Source organism: Herbaspirillum sp. NPDC101397 (assembly GCF_044767325.1).
In the GTDB taxonomy this organism is placed as follows: Bacteria; Pseudomonadota; Gammaproteobacteria; order Burkholderiales; family Burkholderiaceae_D; genus Herbaspirillum.
The window spans coordinates 942,625-960,222 of sequence record NZ_JBIWNS010000001.1 but is presented as its reverse complement, the minus strand read 5'-3'; the positions used below and the strand labels follow the sequence as shown (position 1 = coordinate 960,222).

The window sequence follows — 17,598 nt, the reverse complement described above, 5'->3', positions numbered from 1 at the left end:
CCAAAAAAACACCGACATGACCCTGACTGAAATAATTCTCCTCGCCCTGATCGCCATCGGCATTGTGCTGCAGATCGTGATCCTCCTGCGCGGCCGCGGCGGCATCGATATCGGCACACCGTTGCAGCAACTCAAGAGCGAATTGCAACGCCACCAGCAGGATCTGGCCGAACGCAGCGAACGCGAATTGCGCGACCAGCTGCAATCCAACGCGCAAAGCACCCGCCAGGAACTGGGCGGCAACTTCGGCCAGTTGCAGCAGACTTTGGCGGCGCAGATGACCAGCGTTGCGACCCTGCAGAACAATCAGATCGACAGCTTCGCCCAGCAACTGGTCAAGCTCAACGAGACCAACGCTCAGCAACTCGACGGCATGCGCCAGACCATGAACCTGCAGGCGCAGGCCAGCCGCGAAGAGCAGGCCGCTTCACTCAAGCGTTTCGGCGACACGCTCAACCAGACGCTGACCACGCTCACTGAATCTAATGCCCAACGCATGGCCGAAGTGCGCGCCACTCTGGAAGCCAAAATTAAAGATTTGCAGCTGGACAACGGCAACCGCCTCGAAGAGATGCGCAAGACCGTCGACGAGAAGCTGCACGCGACGCTGGAGCAGCGTCTCGGCGAATCGTTCAAGCTGGTCTCGGATCGCCTCGACAAGGTTCATCAGGGCCTGGGCGAAATGCAGCAGCTGGCGATCGGCGTGGGCGACCTGAAACGCGTGCTGACCAACGTCAAGACGCGCGGTACCTGGGGCGAAGTCCAGCTGGAAATGCTGCTGGAACAAATGCTCACGCCGGACCAGTACGCCAAGAACGTCGAGACCGTGCCCAACACCGGCGAGCGTGTCGAGTTTGCGATCAAGCTGCCGGGCAATGACGATGGCGGCACGCCGGTATGGATGCCGATTGACGCCAAATTTCCGAAGGAACAATACGAACGCCTGGCTGAAGCCGCCGACCGTGCCGATGCCGAAGGCGTGGCGCAGGCCGGTCGTGAGCTGGAACGTGCGGTGCGCGGTGAAGCCAAGACCATCGCCGAAAAATATTTGTCGCCGCCCTTGACGACCGATTTCGCCATCCTGTTCCTGCCGACCGAAGGTCTGTACGCGGAAGTCATGCGTCGTCCGGGTTTGTCGGACGACCTGCAGCGCACGCATCGCGTGAGCATTGCCGGACCGTCGACCTTGTCGGCGCTGCTGAACAGTTTGCAGATGGGATTCCGCACGCTGGCGCTGGAAAAGCGGTCGTCGGAAGTGTGGCAAGTACTGGGTGCGGTGAAGACCGAATTCGGCAAGTTCGGTGACGTGTTGTCGGCGACCAGGAACGCGCTGGAACGCGCCGCCAAGAACATCGAGCAGGCCGAGACGCGCACGCGCCAGATGACGCGCAAACTGAAATCGGTGGAAGCCTTGCCGAGCGACACGGCGCGGAAACTGCTGGGCACTGCCGAGCCGGAAATCGACGGCGACGGCCAGAGCGAGCTGCTCTAAGCCACTCGAAGACAAACGGAATTCAGCGGATCAGGAATTTCATCAATAAGGAAAACAGCCTGCCGTAAGGCGGGTTGAATAGCCGCATGACATTGAGGCGGCTCTGCGTGAACACCGGCTTCATATGCGAAAAGCGCCTGAAGCCTTCCTCTCCGTGATAGGCGCCCATGCCGGATGCGCCGACTCCGCCGAAAGGCAAATTCTCTTGTGCAATGTGCAGCAGCGTGTCGTTGACCGTCACGCCGCCGGCGACCGTCTGCAGCAAGACCTGATCGATGGCCGCCTCGCTTCTTGCAAATACATATAGCGCGAGCGGACGCGGCCTGGCGTTGACGAAGGCGATCGCCTCGTCGAGATTCTCATATGTCACCAGTGGCAGCAACGGCCCGAAAATTTCTTCCTGCAGGATGCGCGCATCCGGCGCGACTTGCGTCAGCGCCATCGGCGGCAATAGTCGCGTCGATGGATGTGGCGTATGCGTGGTGAGTTGCTCGACTATCGCACCGCGTTCGCGGGCGTCGTCGAGCAGCGCTTGCAAGCGAGTGAAATGGCGCTCATTGACGATGCTGGTGTAGTCGTCGATGGCCAGGCGTTCGTCGTTGAGCGCGGGATGCATGCGTGCTACGACAGCGCGCGCGGCCTCGATGAAGTCGCGTTCACGACCCTGCGGCAGCAGCAAGTAGTCGGGGGCGATGCAGGTCTGGCCGGCGTTGAGCAGCTTGCCGCTGATGATGCGCGCGACGGCATGCCCGAAATCGGCATCGGCGGTAATGATGGCCGGCGACTTGCCGCCCAGCTCCAGCGTCACCGGCGTCAATCGCTCGCTGGCGATGCGCATGACCTCGCGACCGACGGCGGTGGAGCCGGTAAAAATCAGATGGTCGAAGGCGAGGGAGCAGAATTCCCGGGCGACGTCCACATCGCCATTGACGACGGTGATTTCGTCGTCCGAAAATGATTGCCGGATCAGCCGATCGAACAGCTCGCTGAAGGCCGGTGTGTTTTCCGACAGCTTGATCATCGCCAGGTTGCCGGCCGCCAGCGCGCACGCCAGCGGACCGATGGTCAGCAGCAGCGGATAATTCCACGGCGTGACGATGCCGACCACGCCGAGCGGCTGCGGCAACAGGCGATTGCCGGCAGGTTTGAACCAGATCGCCGTCGGCCGGATCTGCGGCTGCATCCAGTGCTTGCCATGGGCCAGCGCATGATCGATGGCTTGCAGGCTGGTGAAGACTTCAAGGAATTGTGTTTCGTGCTGCGAGCGGTTGCCGAAGTCGGAACTGATCGCCGCAGCGATGTCGTCGCGGTGGCGCAGCAGCAGCTGACGCAGGCGCTGCAATCGGTCCTGGCGTTCTTCCCAAGGCGTCGCCGGTTGGGCGCGCGAGCGCAAGTGCAGCCGGTCGAAGCGCGCGTTGAGTGTCATGGCTTCAGGTCAGCCCATCGAACAGCACCACCTGCACCAGGTCGCCGGCGGCGACGTCGCCCTGTGCGTCGTCGAGCACGATGATGCAATTGGCGTCGGACATCGAGCGCAGGATACCGGAGCCTTGCGCACCGGTCAGCTTCACTTTCCATATGCCGTCGCTATCGGGCGCGAGGATGCCGCGTTGATATTCAGTACGTCCGGGCTTCTTGCGGATCGCCGACAGTGACGTCGCTTGCAGGCGCGGCAGCGGACTGGCGTCGGCACCCGACATGCGCAACAAGGCATCACGCACGAAGAAATAGAAACTCACCATCACCGCCACTGGATTGCCGGGCAGGCCAAACAAGTAGGCGCCGCGATCATGCGACGCGATGCGGCCGAAGGCCATCGGCCGGCCCGGGCGCATGCCGATTTTCCAGAACAGCATGTCGCCCAGCTTGGTCATGGTCTGCTTGGTGTAGTCTGCCGCGCCGACCGAGACGCCGCCGGAAGTAATGACGGCGTCGGCGTGTTCGCAGGCGCTGCGGAAAGCTGCTTCCATGGCGACCGGGTCATCCCTGACCACGCCCATGTCGATGATGTCGCAGCCGAGGCGCGTGAGCATGCCGTACAGCGTATAGCGATTGGAGTCGTAGACGCAACCCGGATCGAGCGGTTCGCCGACCGAGCGCAATTCGTCGCCGGTCGAGAAGAACGCCACGCGCAGGCGGCGTTGTACCGGAATCTCGGCCACGCCCAGGGAAGCCAGCATGCCGATATCGGCCGGGCGCAGGATCTTGCCGGCGCGCAGTGCAATCTGGCCGTTGCGCAGGTCTTCGCCACGCAGGCGGCGATTGTCGCCGCGTCGTACGCGACCGGCCGGAATGGTTACGGCCGCAGCAGTTTGATTCTCGGTAAATTCCTGCGGGATGACGGTGTCGCAATCGGCCGGCATGGCGGCGCCGGTCATGATGCGCACGCATTCGCCGGCGGCCACGATGCCGTCGAACTGCTGGCCGGCATGCACGCTGCCGACGATGCGCAGCGTCAGCGCCTTGTTCGCTGCGAGGTCGTCCCCGCGCAGCGCATAGCCGTCCATGGCGGAGTTGTCGTTGGCGGGCACGTCGATGGTCGAGGTGATGTCCGCGGCCAGCGTGCGGTCCAGCGCGCTGCGGATGGCGACGCGTTCGACCGAGGCGATCGGCTGCACGAAATCGTGGATGATTTTTTGCGCCTGCGGCACGGTCATGGCATCCGGGTCATAGCCGGACACGCAGCTGACGATGTCGGAGAGGGAGAGTTGTGTCATTTATTCTGATTCCAGTTGGCGCAGCTCTTGCAGCGTGTTGATGTTGCTGAAGGCGGCTTCGTCGTCGAAATGAACTTCGGCGGTGCGGATGCCGGCAAACCAGCGTTCCATTTTGCGGCCGTCCTGTTGCAGGTAGTCGGTCAATGACGGCAGCAGCGTTTTGCTGAGCAGGCAGAACACCGGGTGACGTTGCAGGTTCGCCTGCTCGGCACAGCCGGTGACGGCGATGGCGGCATCGGCCTGTTGTTCGATCAATGCCGCCGCCAGCCATACGACCAGATCCGGCGGCAGTAATGGGGAGTCGCAAGGTGCCGCGGCCAGGTAGTCGGTGACGCAATGCGTCAGGCCGCTGTGCAAGCCCGCCAGCGGGCCGGGGAAGTCGGGCAGGAGGTCGGGCCATACCGGCAGATTGAACGCCGCATAGTCGCTCTGATGGCGGTTGGCGTTGATCGCCAGCGCGCCGGTCTGGCCGGCCAGGCGTTCGATCACGTGCGCCGCCAGCGGCTTGCCGCGAAACAGCTGCAAGCCCTTGTCGAGATGGCCCATGCGGGCGCCGCGTCCGCCTGCCAGGACGAGGCCGGTAATCTGTTCGGGGGAAATTGCAGCGACGACGGCCATGGCCATCAGCCGCCGATGTAGGACATTTCGACTTTGCGCACTTGCGGCATCGATGTCGTGGCCGTGTCTTTTTGTTCGCTGCGCAGTTCGGAATAACGGTCGCCGCGGCGGCCCCAGATGGCGGCGATGGCGGAGGATATTTCTGCATCGCTGCGTTCACCGCGCAACAAGCCGCGCAGGTCGTGGCCTTCGCCGGCGAACAGGCAGGTGTAGATCTTTCCTTCGGTCGACAAGCGCGCGCGGCTGCAATCCTGGCAAAACGCCTGGGTGACGCTGGAGATGACGCCGATTTCGCCACCGCCGTCTTTATAGCGCCAGCGCTGTGCGGTCTCGCCGGTGTAGTTGGCGTCGATCGCTTCGAGCGGAAGTTCAGCGTGAATACGGCGGATCACTTCGCTCGACGGCACCACTTCATCCATGCGCCAGCCGTTCGAACTGCCGACGTCCATGTATTCGATGAAGCGCAGGGTGAACGGCGTGTCCTTGAAGTGACGCGCCATCGCCAGGATTTCATGATCGTTGACGCCTTTCTTGACCACCATGTTGATCTTGATGGGGCCGAGGCCGACCTTGTGCGCGACATCGAGGCCGTGCAGGATCTGCGAAACCGAGACGTCGACATCGTTCATGCGCTTGAAATTGGCGTCGTCCAGTGCATCCAGCGAGACGGTCACGCGCTTGAGGCCGGCGTCTTTCAACGCCTGCGCCTTTTGCGCCAGCAGGGTGCCGTTGGTGGTCAGGGTCAGGTCGAGCTCGCGGCCGTCGGGCGTGCGCAATGCGTGCAGCATGCCGATCAGGCGTTCCAGGTGCTTGCGCAATAGCGGCTCGCCGCCGGTCAGGCGGATTTTCTCGACGCCGTGAGCGACAAACAATGTTGCCAGGCGTGTGATTTCTTCAAACGACAGCAGCGACGAGTGCGGCAGGAAGCTGTAGTCCTTGTCGAACACTTCCTTGGGCATGCAATACACGCAGCGGAAGTTGCAGCGGTCGGTGACCGAAATGCGCAGGTCGTGCAATGGACGCATCAAGGCATCGGCGAGGAAGCCGGACGGCGCCTCCAGCAGCGCCGGGACGGCTGCGGAGCTGCCGTTCAAGCGTTCGTCGATGATCGGAATGATGCGGTTGTTCATACTCGCTACGATAGCATGGGCTGGAAAATTCGGCAGTGTACAGAGCGGTCGGGGCGATCCCGGTACAGTGCCAAAACAAGATAGTGTTTACTTGCTGTTTTGCAATGATGCAAATGCACATTCAGCCGGCGGCAGACGAGAAAAAAGGGAGTTTTCACTCCCTTTTTTCCTTGCTGCGCGATGCTTGTGCTTGCTAAGGCATCAACGACGGGTTTCGACCTGGACCAGCGGTTCAGTCGATTGCGGCGGCAATGGCTTGCGTTCACGCGGCACGCGCGGCGCAGGCACGATCTGGGCTGCGGCGGCCTGGGCAGCGCGCAGTTTTTCCGGATCGGTGCTGGCCAAGGTCAGACCGGCTGACGACAGCATGTCGTTGAGGTCATTCCATTGCTTGCCGTTGGCTGCAGGAGCAGGAGCTGCAGCAACTGGTGCCGGAGCCGGCGTCGGAGCTACAACTGCCGGAGCCGCTTCAACCACTTGCGGCGCTGATGCAACTACCGGTGCGACAGGAGCCGGTTCCACGGCTGCCGGGGCAGGCGCTTCGACGGGGGCAACCGCCGCGGACGGAGCAACTTCAGCTACTGGTTCCGCGACGACCGGGGCCGGCGCTTCGACAGCGGCTACCGTTTCCTGAGCAGGCGTCACAGCAACCGGTGCAGGCGCAGCTTCGGCCGGCGCTTCAATTGCCGGAGCAGCTTGCACGGCAACCGGAGCTTCAGCAGGAGCTGGAGCAGGGGCCGCTGCTGGTGTTGCAGCAGGGGCCTTTTCGTACCATGGACGCTCATTGTCATCGGCAGCTGCGGGAGCAACTGCTGCGGCAACTTGCACCGACTCTTCACCATCCGCACCATCAGCGGATTCGCCATCGGCGTTTTCACCGCCGTTTTCACCGTCACGATCGCGACGATTGCGGTTGCGGCCGCCACGACGACGACGACGACGTGGTTCGCCTTCTTCGGTTGTACCTTCAACCTGATTGCCTGCGACTTGTGCAGTTTCAGCGCCGTCAACGTCGGTCAGTGCGACAGCAACACCGTTCGCCAGAGCGGCTTCCAATGGCAATCCATCTTCCGCTTTCGGCAGGTCCTTGCGCTCTTCGCGTGGTGGACGTGGCGTGCGCGGTGGACGTGGTTCACGTGCTTCGCTGCCTTCGCGAGGCTCGCGGTTTTCACGAGGCTCGCGTGGTTCGCGGGCTTCCTTCGGCTCACGCGGTTCACGGCCTTCGCGCGGCTGGCGTGGTTCACGCGGTTCGCGCGGCTCACGATCACTGCGGCCTTCTGCGCCTTCACGCGGCTCACGTGGTTCGCGGGCTTCCTTCGGTTCACGCGGTGGGCGTGGCGGACGGGCCGGCTTACCTTCGTATTCCTGCTTGCCGGATTCGTCGCGGGCGGCTTTCTCAGGTGCTGCGCCGTCGCGCTCTTCGCGCTCGTTGCGATTGCGGCCGTTGCGATTGCGACCATTACGGTTGCGGCTGTTGCGGTCGGCGTGATCCCGTTTTTGCTGCGGGGTCTTGGTTTCCACTGTTGCGGCGACGGGCGTCGCTTCGACCGGCTTGGTGCGGAAGAAGCTCCAGATCTTGCTGAAGAAGCCCGACTCAGGCGCCAGCGTCGGCGGCTGTTCCACCGGTGCCGCCACCTTGCGTTCGACGATAGGGGCAGGCTGGTCAGGGGTGATGCCCTTGACGACTGCTTCCTGGCGCGGCTTGACGTCTTCCTTCTGGCGCTTGCTGTAACCGATGTCGGTTTCGGCTTGTTCGGCCATGGCGTAGCTGGCTTGGGCGTCGTCCAGGCGCGGATCGTCGTGCTTGATGCGCTCGAGCTTGTAATGCGGTGTTTCCAGATGCTTGTTCGGGATCATGATGACCGTCACACGGTGGCGTGTTTCGATCTTCAGGATTTCGCCGCGTTTTTCGTTCAACAGGAAAGCGGCGACGTCGACCGGCGCCTGCACGTGGATGGCGGCCGAGTTTTCCTTCATCGCTTCTTCCTGGATGATGCGCAGGACTTGCAATGCGGACGATTCGGTGTCGCGGATGTGGCCGGTGCCGTTGCAGCGTGGGCAGGTCACATGGCTGCCTTCGGACAGCGACGGACGCAGGCGCTGGCGCGACAACTCCATCAGGCCGAAACGCGAGATCTTGCCCATCTGGACGCGGGCACGGTCGTGGTGCAGGGCGTCTTTCAGGCGCGATTCGACTTCACGCTGGTTCTTGGCGTTTTCCATGTCGATGAAGTCGATGACGATCAGACCGCCCAGATCGCGCAAGCGCAATTGGCGGGCCACTTCGTCGGCGGCTTCAAGGTTGGTGTAGAACGCGGTGGTTTCGATGTCGCTGCCGCGGGTGGCGCGCGCCGAGTTGACGTCGACGGAGACCAGGGCCTCGGTGTGGTCGATCACGATGGCGCCGCCGGAAGGCAACGGCACGGTGCGTGAGTACGCGGTTTCGATCTGGTGCTCGATCTGGAAGCGCGAGAACAGCGGCACGTCGTCGTGGTAGCGCTTGACGCGATGGACCATGTCCGGCATCACGTGCGCCATGAACTGCTGGGCTTGCTCGTGGATGTCGTCGGTGTCGATCAGGATTTCACCGATGTCAGGCTGGAAATAGTCGCGGATCGCACGGATCACCAGCGAGGATTCCTGATAAATCAGGAAAGCGCCGGAGCCGGACTGGCCGGCGCCTTCGATGGCGCGCCAGAGTTGCATCAGGTAGTTCAGATCCCATTGCAGTTCGTCGACGTTGCGGCCGATGCCTGCGGTGCGGGCGATGACGGACATGCCGTTGGGCAGGTCCAGCTTGTCCATGGTTTCGCGCAGTTCCTGGCGATCTTCGCCTTCGACACGGCGCGACACGCCGCCGCCGCGCGGGTTGTTCGGCATCAGGACCAGGTAACGGCCGGCCAGGGAGATGAACGAGGTCAGGGCTGCGCCCTTGTTGCCGCGTTCTTCCTTCTCAACCTGGACGATGATTTCCTGGCCTTCGCGCAGGGCTTCCTTGATGGAAGCGTTGCGGACGTCGATGCCTTCCTTGAAATAGGTGCGGGCAACTTCCTTGAATGGCAGGAAGCCGTGGCGCTCTTCGCCGTAATTGACGAAGCAGGCTTCCAGCGATGGCTCGATGCGGGTGATGACGCCTTTGTAAATGTTGGATTTACGCTGTTCGCGTCCGGTGGCTTCGATATCGATGTCGATCAGCTTTTGACCGTCAACGATGGCTACGCGCAATTCTTCCTGCTGCGTAGCATTGAACAACATACGTTTCATGTTTCACTCCGTGGCACTGAGGCCGCTTTATTGACGCACGATGAATGCATCAAAAGTACAAGGATGTACGCGAGAACGAAGTGATTGGGGGAGGGAATTGCCTTAGTGTGTGGAGCGCGCCGGGGTGGCGGCACTCATGCACAACGGGGCGCGGATGCGGTGAACCGGGAAGCCGAGCAGCTCCGTATCCACGCGCGCCGTTCCGCATGGAGCGGTCACGGCAACTGTGGACGGTAAGCTATATGTTTGAGCCAAACGAAGCATTATTCTAAAAGTTGGCAAATCGGCAAATCGGCGAATCGGGTTCACTTGCATCAACCGGCAAGCACTCCGTTTTTCAACTGAAGGTCTTGCCAGACTTTATCCTGATAATCCAAGCACATCTGTTCAACATCCAAGTGCGTTATCCGATTGCAACTGCGGTGCAAACTGGACTCGCGCAGGGATGATGCGTACACGTTTTTAAGGAACCGTCCAATCGCGCGGAGAAATGTCGCGTCCACATGTCTTCGTAGGATGTACGAGGCTTGCCGACAGGACCCTGTCGCCGCATGCTGCGATTTTTCGTGGTTCCCCCCATCAAATTTGCAAATTAGCGAGGCTGATGAAGACGCCTCTGTGTAGAATGGTCTTTTTTATTCTTACACTGACACCGGTTTTCTGACCAGCGTCGAGCGATTATATATTCAAAATGAAGGACTTAGCGAGATTTTCTGGGAAGACGCCTGAAAAGCCTGAATCACCCGCGTCGACCCAATCTGCACCTGCTTCGCCGCAAGTCCAGCTGCTCACGATTTCGGAAGAGGAAGCCGGTCAGCGCATCGACAATTTCCTCTTGCGCGTCTGCAAAGGCGTGCCCAAAAGCCATATCTACCGTGTCCTGCGTTCGGGCGAAGTACGTGTCAACAAAGGCCGTATCGACCAGACTTATCGTCTGCAAGACGGGGACATCCTGCGCGTGCCGCCGATCCGCATTGCCGAAAAGGCATCAGCGGCGGTCGCCCCCGGCGCCGAATTCAAGATATTGCTCGAAGACAATCACCTGCTGATCATCGACAAGCCGGCCGGCGTGGCCGTGCATGGTGGTTCCGGGGTCAGCTACGGCGTCATTGAACAATTGCGCGCCTCGCGTCCTGACGCCAAATTCCTGGAACTGGTGCACCGGCTCGATCGCGACACGTCGGGCGTGTTGCTGCTCGCCAAGAAGCGTTCGGCGCTGACCAACCTGCATGAGCAGATGCGCGACGGCGTGACGGACAAGCGCTACCTGACGCTGATTCACGGCGACTGGAAAAACGCCCGCCAGCACATCAAGTTGCCGCTGCACAAGTACAGCACTGCTGAGGGCGAGCGTCGCGTGCGGGTGCAGGAAGATGGTCAGGCGTCGCACACCGTGTTTTCCCTGATCCGGCGCTATGGCGAGTTCGCTTTGCTGGAAGCAGAACTGAAAACCGGTCGCACTCATCAGATACGCGTGCATTTGTCGGCCAGCGGTTTTCCTATCGTGGGCGACGACAAGTACGGCGACTTTCCGCTGAACAAGGCCTTGCAGAAGGCCGACGGCGAACGCATCGCGTTCAAGCGCATGTTCCTGCACGCGCACCAGATCAGCTTTACGCATCCCGACAGCGGCAAGACGGTGACCCTGAAGGCCGGTTTGCCGCCCGAATGCCAGCGCTTCCTCAAGAGCCTGGAAGGCCTTGATGCGGCGTTCGCAGTTTGATCGGACCGCGGGCCGGCACACGATTTTTGAATATGTTGAAAAGTGAAACATGGCAAGAAAGCAATTTGACCTGATCGTCTTCGATTGGGATGGCACGTTGATGGACAGCACCTCGACGATCGTACGTTGCATCCAGGCCGCCGCGCGCGATCTGGGTCTGCCGATTCCCGACAAGAGCGCCGCTTCCTACGTGATCGGACTGGGCCTGCAGGACGCGATGCAGGCGGCGATTCCGGACGTTGATCCGAAATACTATCCGCGCATCGTTGAGCGCTATCGCCACCATTACCTGGGCCAGGACAAAGACCTGAGCCTGTTCGACGGCGTGCGCGAAATGCTCGACGACCTCGGACAGCAAGGCTATTTCCTCGCCGTTGCCACCGGCAAGAGCCGCGTCGGCCTCAACCGCGCGCTCAACAGCACCAATCTGCTGTCGGTCTTCGACGCCACGCGCTGCGCCGACGAGACGTTTTCCAAACCGCATCCGGCCATGTTGCAGGAACTCACACGTGAACTTGGCCAGGAAATGGGCCGCACGCTGATGATCGGCGACACCACCCACGATTTACAGATGGCGCTTAATGCAGGTGCAGCCGGGGTTGCGGTAGAATTCGGCGCGCATCCGGTGGAACAATTGCAGGCGCTCAATCCGCTGTATTCCGCCGGGTCCATCAAAGTGCTGCATCAATGGCTCAATGACAACGCTTAGGAAACTTGGCTATGGAAGAAGTGTTGATCCCGGTATGCGCCTCGGCTGACATCGAGGAGGGCGGCAAAGGCCGCCGTTTCGCGGTATCGGTGCACGGCGACGACGCCACCGGCTTCGTGGTGCGCTACGGCGGCGCCGTTTACGGCTACCTGAACCGCTGCGCCCACGTGCCGATCGAACTGGACTGGTCCGAAGGTGAGTTCTTCGAATCCAGCGGCCTGTATCTCATGTGCGCAACACACGGCGCGGTATATGCGCCCGATACCGGCAAATGCGAAGGCGGCCCCTGTACCGGCGCGCGTTTGCGTAAGATCATGGTGTTTGAAAAAGACGGCGCCATCTTCTGGGCGCCCGATGATTATGTAAGGCCCGCGCTGGCATAAGCCATGCGGGAACCCCGGCAGCCCTCGCCAGTAGTGCATAAGCTGGCATCTGCAGGCTGCCGTTCCGAGTGACGATATGAGCAATAACGAATTTGAGAATCCTGAAGCGCAGCCACCCAAGCCGGCTGAGCCGGTGCCGCCTACCTCCGGTGCAACCGCGACCGCAGCTGCGGAAGAAAAGAAGGGCGGCTGGGAGCGCGACGTGCTGGAAAAGCTTGCGCTGTTCGCCGTCAAGGAACAGCGCGCGCGTCGTCGCTGGAGCATCTTCTTCAAGATCGCCGGCCTGGCTGTGTTCGTGTTCGTGGTCTGGAGCGCTTTCAACTACACCAAGTCGGAAGCGGAGCCGGTTGGCACCCATACCGCGCTGGTCGAAATCTCCGGCACCATCGAAGCCGAAGGCCGTGGTTCGGCCGCAGCGGTGATCCCGGCGCTGGACAAGGCATTCGCCGCCGACGATTCGATGGGCGTGATCCTCAAGATCAACAGCCCCGGCGGCAGCCCGGTCCAGGCCGGCATGATCAACGATGAAATCGTGCGCCTGCGCAAGGAGTATCCGAAGAAGCCGCTGTATGTCGTGGTTGAGGAAATGTGCGCATCCGGCGGTTATTACATCGCTGCGGCGGCCGACAAGATCTACGTCAACAAGGCCAGTATCGTCGGCTCCATCGGCGTGCTGATGGACGGTTTCGGCTTCACCGGCCTGATGGACAAGGTCGGCGTCGAGCGCCGTCTGCTGACGGCGGGCGAGAACAAAGGCTTCCTCGATCCGTTCAGCGCACAGAATCCGAAGCAGAAGGAATACGCGCAGCAGATGCTCAACGAAATCCATCAGCAATTCATCGACGTGGTCCGCAAGGGCCGCGGCCAGCGCCTGAAGGAAACGCCGGAAACTTTTTCCGGCCTGTTCTGGACCGGGTCCAAGGCGGTTGAGATGGGCCTGGCCGACGGCTTCGGCACCGTCGACAGCGTGGCGCGCGACGTCATCAAGGCGGAAGACCTGGTTGACTACACGCAGACCGAAGGCTTGCCTGAGCGCGTGCTCAAGAAGTTCGGCGTGGCGGTCGGCAGCGGTGTCGCCAAATCGATGGTGGGCAGCAACGGTTTGCAACTACGCTGATTCTGCAGTTCACGTAAAACAGCCGGCGGAGATGATGGCATCTCCGCCGGCTGTTTGTTTTCCGGCGTTGGTTGTTAATCCGCCAGCAGCAGGAACACCGTCGGTTTCTTGTGGAAATCAGGCGTATTGCCGGCCCCAAGTTCGCTCTTCCATTTGGCCGCAGTCTGCGTCCGGATCGCTTCTGTCGGCAGGGTCAGGTCGGTGGCCACGCTGATGAGCGTACTGCCATTGCAGGTGGTGGCCAGCGCTTCCAGCATGGCGCCGTTGCGGTAGGGCGTTTCGATCAGCAATTGCGTCTGCTTTTCCTGGCGCGAACGATCTTCCAGCTGTTTGATGCGTTTGGCGCGTGGCGCGGCGTCGGTGGGCAGGTAGCCGTTGAAGGCGAAGCTCTGGCCGTTGAGGCCGCTGCTCATGACCGCCAGCAACAGCGACGACGGCCCCACCAGCGGGCGCACCTGGATACCGTGCTGATGCGCCAGACGCACCAGATTGGCGCCGGGATCGGCCACGGCAGGCACGCCGGCTTCCGAGATCAGACCAGCGTCCTGGCCTGCCAGCAGCGGCGCCAGCAAAGCCGGCAGCGCAGCGGCTTCGGTGTTGACGTTGAGCTCGGCGATGCGGATTTCCTGCAAGGGTCTGGCCAGAGGATGATGCACGTTGACCAATTTCAGGAAGGCGCGCGTGGTCTTGGCGTTTTCTGCGATGAAATACTCGAGACGCGCGGCCAGCGCCTGCACCTCGGCCGGCAGGATGGACGCAAGCACATTGCTGTCCGCCGTATCGGCGGGGCCCAGCGTATTGGGCACAAGATAAAGAATACCGGGCATGTCTAAGTCGTTAAAATAAGGGCTGGCGCTATTAGACCTGATTTCACCGTCGCCCGCGAGCTTTCGCGGGGTTTGCCGGGCAATTGCAGGACAAGTCTTATACGGTTGTCATGAAACTGTCATGCTAGCCAACTATTGTGTCGGTTCGGCAGAGACGGAAATTAGCTAAATAATTTCCACCAGGCCCTAACACCCTCCGAAAGGGAATGAATGTTTGTAGCAGTAGATCTTGGTTCCAACAGCTTTCGCCTGCATATCGGCAAGCATGAAGGCGACACCATACGTGTCGTCAAAAGCGCGCGCGATCCGATTCGCCTGGCGGCCGGTCTGGACAAGAACGGCAAGCTGACGCCGCAGGCAATTGCCGGCGCGGTCGAATCGCTGGCCCGCTTTCGCACCATCCTGCGCGATTACCAGCTCGACGCCGTGCGCGTGGTCGCGACCAATACTTTGCGCGTGGCCAAGAATGCGCATGAATTCCTGCCCGACGCCGAACGCGCGATCGGCTACCCGGTGGAAATTATTTCCGGCGAAGAAGAAGGCCGTCTGATCTACATGGGCGTCGCCGGCGCACTGGCCTTGCCTGACGAAGATCGCCTGGTGATCGACATCGGCGGCGGTTCGACCGAAGTCATCCTCGGCCATGGCAGCGACGTGCGCCGGGTCGAGTCCTTCGGCATCGGCACCGTCAACCAGAGCCAGGCTTTTTTCGGCGACGGCTATATCAATGAAGCCGCGTTCGAGCGCGCCATCCTGTCGGCGCGCTCGCACGTGGAAGACGCCGTGGTGCCATTCGGCGCCCAGCATCGCAGCAAGGTCTACGGCTCGTCCGGCACCATGCGCGCGATCGCCGACACGATCGCCAAGAACGGCATGGGCGACGGTCGCGTCACGCCTGAGAGCGTGGAAGAACTGAAGCAGCGCCTGATCGCTTTCGGCCATGTCGACCATATCGAACTGGCCGGCATGAAGCCCGACCGCGCCGCGGTCATCATGGGCGGCCTGGCGGTGCTGATCGGCCTGATGCAGGAGCTCAATATCTCGGTCATCTCGCCGGTTGAAGCCGGCCTGCGCATGGGCGTGATGTGGGACTTGCAATTACGCGCCACCCAGCGTGATCGTCGGGAGCAATCGGTGGACGATTTCAGCCGACGCTTCCATATCGACGAACTGCGCGCGCGTCAGGTAGCCGAGACTGCACTCGGTTTCTTCCAGATGCTCAAGCCGGGCAACGAAGCCTACGCCAAGTACCTGAACTGGAGCGCCTTGCTGCACGAAGCCGGCCTGATCGTGTCGCAGAGCAGCTACCACAAGCATTCCTCCTATCTGATCGCCAACGCCGATCTGCCCGGTTTCACGACACGCGAGCAGCGTGTGATGAGCACGCTGATCCTCGGTCAGAAGGGCAATCTGCGCAAGATCGGCGAAGTGGTGTCCGATCCGGACTTCGCCAAGGCGGTACTGGCGCTGCGACTGGCGGTGATGTTCATGCACGCCCACATCACGCTCGATCTCGACGACGTCCGCCTCAAGATGAAGAGCCGCATTGACATCGACATCAAGCGCGACTGGCTGCGCGATCACCCAACCGTGTCGTACTGGATGCAGAAAGAGCAGGAGTGGTGGAGCGGCATCGGCGTTGATTTTTCCATCCGCGTGAATGCCTGAAGCAGGCTCGCTCGCATCGCAATAAAAAATCCCCGCACCTGGCGGGGATTTTTATTGCTGCAGCAGAGCTTCGGTCAATTCAGTCAAGCTTGGCGGCATGCTCACGCGTGGCGTGGAAGGTGACTTCCGGCCAGCGTTCCTGGGTCAGTCGCAGGTTCACGCCCGAGCTCGCCAGGTAGGCCAGGTTGCCGGCCGCATCGTACGCGAGATTGAAACCCGCAGACGATTTCTCGAAATCGGCCATCTTCTTCTTGTCGTCGCAAGTGACCCAGCGCGCGCTGCTGATGCTGGTGCCCTCGAACACGGCGTCGACACCATATTCGTTCAACAAGCGGCTCGCCACCACTTCAAACTGCAGCACGCCGACCGCGCCGAGGATCAGGTCGCCGTTGTTGGTCGGCTTGAAGACCTGCACCGCGCCTTCTTCGCCGAGCTGCTGCAAGCCCTTGTGCAGCTGTTTGATTTTGAGCGGATTGCGGATGCGCGCAACGCGGAAGAAGTCCGGCGCGAAGTAAGGAATGCCCGTGAACTGCAGCAGCTCGCCTTCAGAGAAACTGTCGCCGATCTGCATGTTGCCGTGGTTGGGCAGCCCGATGATGTCGCCGGCGTAGGCTTCTTCCACCTGCTCGCGGCTGGACGCCATGAAAGTGACGACCGACGACACCTTGATCTCGCGATTCAGGCGCAGGTGCTTGAGCTTCATGCCGCGCTCGAAGCGTCCCGAGCACACGCGCAGGAAAGCGATACGGTCGCGGTGGGCCGGGTCCATGTTGGCCTGGATCTTGAAGACGAAGCCGGAGAACGGGGCTTCCTTCGGTTCGACGCTGCGCACGGTGGCGTCGCGGCTGCCTGGTGCCGGTGCCCAGTCGAGCAGGGCATTGAGGATTTCACGCACGCCGAAGTTGTTGATGGCCGAGCCGAAAAACACCGGCGTCTGGATGCCGGCCAGGAAATCGTCCAGATCGAACGGATGCGACGCACCGTGCACCAGTTCGACTTCCATCTTGAGCTGTTCGATCTCCAGCGGGAACATCTCGACCAGCTTGGGATTGTCGATGCCCTTGATGATTTCGACATTGCCGTCGGCGCGTTCTTCACCGGCCTTGAACAGCATGATTTCGTCGCGCAGCAGGTGATACACGCCGCGGAAACTCTTGCCCATGCCGATCGGCCAGGTTACTGGCGCGCACTGGATCTTGAGCACCGATTCGAGCTCGTCAAGCAGTTCCAGCGGGTCGCGCGTTTCACGGTCCATCTTGTTCATGAACGTGATGATCGGCGTGTTGCGCATGCGGCAGACATTGAGCAGCTTGATGGTCTGTTCTTCCACACCCTTGGCGGCGTCGATCACCATCAGCGCCGAGTCGACCGCGGTCAGCACGCGGTAGGTGTCTTCCGAGAAGTCCTGGTGGCCCGGGGTGTCGAGCAGGTTGACCACGTGGTCACGGTATTCGAACTGCATGACCGAGCTGGCCACCGAGATACCGCGCTGCTTTTCGATTTCCATCCAGTCGGAGGTGGCGTGGCGACCGCTCTTGCGCGCCTTCACGGTGCCGGCCAGCTGGATCGCGCCCGAGAACAGCAGCAGCTTTTCGGTCAGCGTGGTTTTACCCGCATCGGGGTGGGAAATGATGCCGAAGGTGCGGCGGCGCGCAACTTCGCGCGCGATCAGTTCAAGCGGGGCCTTGCTGTTCGAGCCGGAGTCTTCGGTCGCGGAATCGGGAGTCATGTCTTGCATCGTGAGTCGGTAGGTCGAAGGCGTTGAAAGCGGTGAGCGCCCAGCACGACAAGCAGCCGGCGTGCGGCGCTGCTGTCGTTCATGGGTATGTGACAGAAATAGAAAAAGGGCTGGAAGATCCAACCCTTTTGTTTCCCGGCGCACTCGGCGCCTGGTCACGTCTCGGAAGCCGCGATTATAGCGTATTCGCGGCCATTTTCCCGGTTCCGGCG

13 protein-coding genes are annotated in these 17,598 nt (G+C 61.3%); 6 read left to right on the top strand and 7 right to left on the bottom strand.

Features of this window, described 5'->3' with window-relative positions; genetic code table 11:
* Positions 1–16 precede the first annotated feature (16 nt).
* Complete coding sequence (gene rmuC, locus ACIROW_RS04210) at positions 17–1,492, top strand: DNA recombination protein RmuC (RefSeq protein ID WP_402272217.1); 1,476 nt, start codon at positions 17–19, stop codon at positions 1,490–1,492.
* 22 nt (positions 1,493–1,514) lie between these two features.
* Here rmuC and ACIROW_RS04205 read toward each other — a convergent pair whose 3' ends face one another.
* From ACIROW_RS04205 to ACIROW_RS04185, 5 genes are all read right to left on the bottom strand, one after another.
* Complete coding sequence (locus ACIROW_RS04205) at positions 1,515–2,918, bottom strand: coniferyl aldehyde dehydrogenase (RefSeq protein ID WP_402272215.1); 1,404 nt, start codon at positions 2,916–2,918, stop codon at positions 1,515–1,517.
* Between the two features lie 4 nt (positions 2,919–2,922).
* Entirely contained in the window at positions 2,923–4,209 is a 1,287-nt protein-coding gene (gene glp, locus ACIROW_RS04200) for a gephyrin-like molybdotransferase Glp (protein WP_402272213.1), read from the bottom strand.
* On the bottom strand, positions 4,210–4,833 hold the full coding sequence (mobA, locus tag ACIROW_RS04195; RefSeq protein ID WP_402272211.1) for a molybdenum cofactor guanylyltransferase MobA: 624 nt from the start codon (positions 4,831–4,833) through the stop codon (positions 4,210–4,212).
* Positions 4,833–5,957, bottom strand: coding sequence for a GTP 3',8-cyclase MoaA (gene moaA, locus ACIROW_RS04190; RefSeq protein WP_402272209.1), 1,125 nt, complete (start codon positions 5,955–5,957; stop codon positions 4,833–4,835). Before moaA ends, mobA begins: the two co-directional genes overlap by 1 nt.
* 201 nt (positions 5,958–6,158) lie before the next feature.
* On the bottom strand, positions 6,159–9,221 hold the full coding sequence (locus ACIROW_RS04185) for a ribonuclease E/G (protein WP_402272206.1): 3,063 nt from the start codon (positions 9,219–9,221) through the stop codon (positions 6,159–6,161).
* 691 nt (positions 9,222–9,912) lie between these two features.
* On the opposite strand from ACIROW_RS04185, the gene ACIROW_RS04180 reads away from it, so the two are divergent.
* From ACIROW_RS04180 to ACIROW_RS04165, 4 genes are all read left to right on the top strand, one after another.
* Positions 9,913–10,944, top strand: a complete 1,032-nt coding sequence (locus ACIROW_RS04180) for an RluA family pseudouridine synthase (protein WP_402272204.1) — start codon at positions 9,913–9,915, stop codon at positions 10,942–10,944.
* 49 nt (positions 10,945–10,993) lie between these two features.
* Positions 10,994–11,653, top strand: coding sequence for an HAD-IA family hydrolase (locus ACIROW_RS04175; protein ID WP_116435694.1), 660 nt, complete (start codon positions 10,994–10,996; stop codon positions 11,651–11,653).
* Between the two features lie 11 nt (positions 11,654–11,664).
* Positions 11,665–12,036 (top strand): Rieske (2Fe-2S) protein, encoded by a 372-nt coding sequence (locus tag ACIROW_RS04170; protein WP_402272201.1) that lies wholly within the window; start codon positions 11,665–11,667, stop codon positions 12,034–12,036.
* A gap of 76 nt (positions 12,037–12,112) precedes the next feature.
* Positions 12,113–13,153 (top strand): S49 family peptidase, encoded by a 1,041-nt coding sequence (locus ACIROW_RS04165; RefSeq protein WP_402272199.1) that lies wholly within the window; start codon positions 12,113–12,115, stop codon positions 13,151–13,153.
* Positions 13,154–13,227: 74 nt separating this feature from the next.
* Here ACIROW_RS04165 and ACIROW_RS04160 read toward each other — a convergent pair whose 3' ends face one another.
* Positions 13,228–13,980, bottom strand: a complete 753-nt coding sequence (locus ACIROW_RS04160; RefSeq protein ID WP_402272196.1) for an SAM-dependent methyltransferase — start codon at positions 13,978–13,980, stop codon at positions 13,228–13,230.
* 210 nt (positions 13,981–14,190) lie between these two features.
* Between ACIROW_RS04160 and ACIROW_RS04155 the strand changes: the two genes are divergently transcribed.
* Positions 14,191–15,648 (top strand): Ppx/GppA family phosphatase, encoded by a 1,458-nt coding sequence (locus tag ACIROW_RS04155; RefSeq protein ID WP_402272193.1) that lies wholly within the window; start codon positions 14,191–14,193, stop codon positions 15,646–15,648.
* A 79-nt stretch (positions 15,649–15,727) separates the two neighbouring features.
* On the opposite strand, the gene ACIROW_RS04150 is transcribed toward ACIROW_RS04155, so the two are convergent.
* Positions 15,728–17,377 carry a peptide chain release factor 3 gene (locus tag ACIROW_RS04150; RefSeq protein ID WP_402272191.1) on the bottom strand — a complete coding sequence of 550 codons (1,650 nt, stop codon included), beginning with the start codon at positions 17,375–17,377 and terminating at the stop codon, positions 15,728–15,730.
* Between the last annotated feature and the right edge of the window lie 221 nt (positions 17,378–17,598).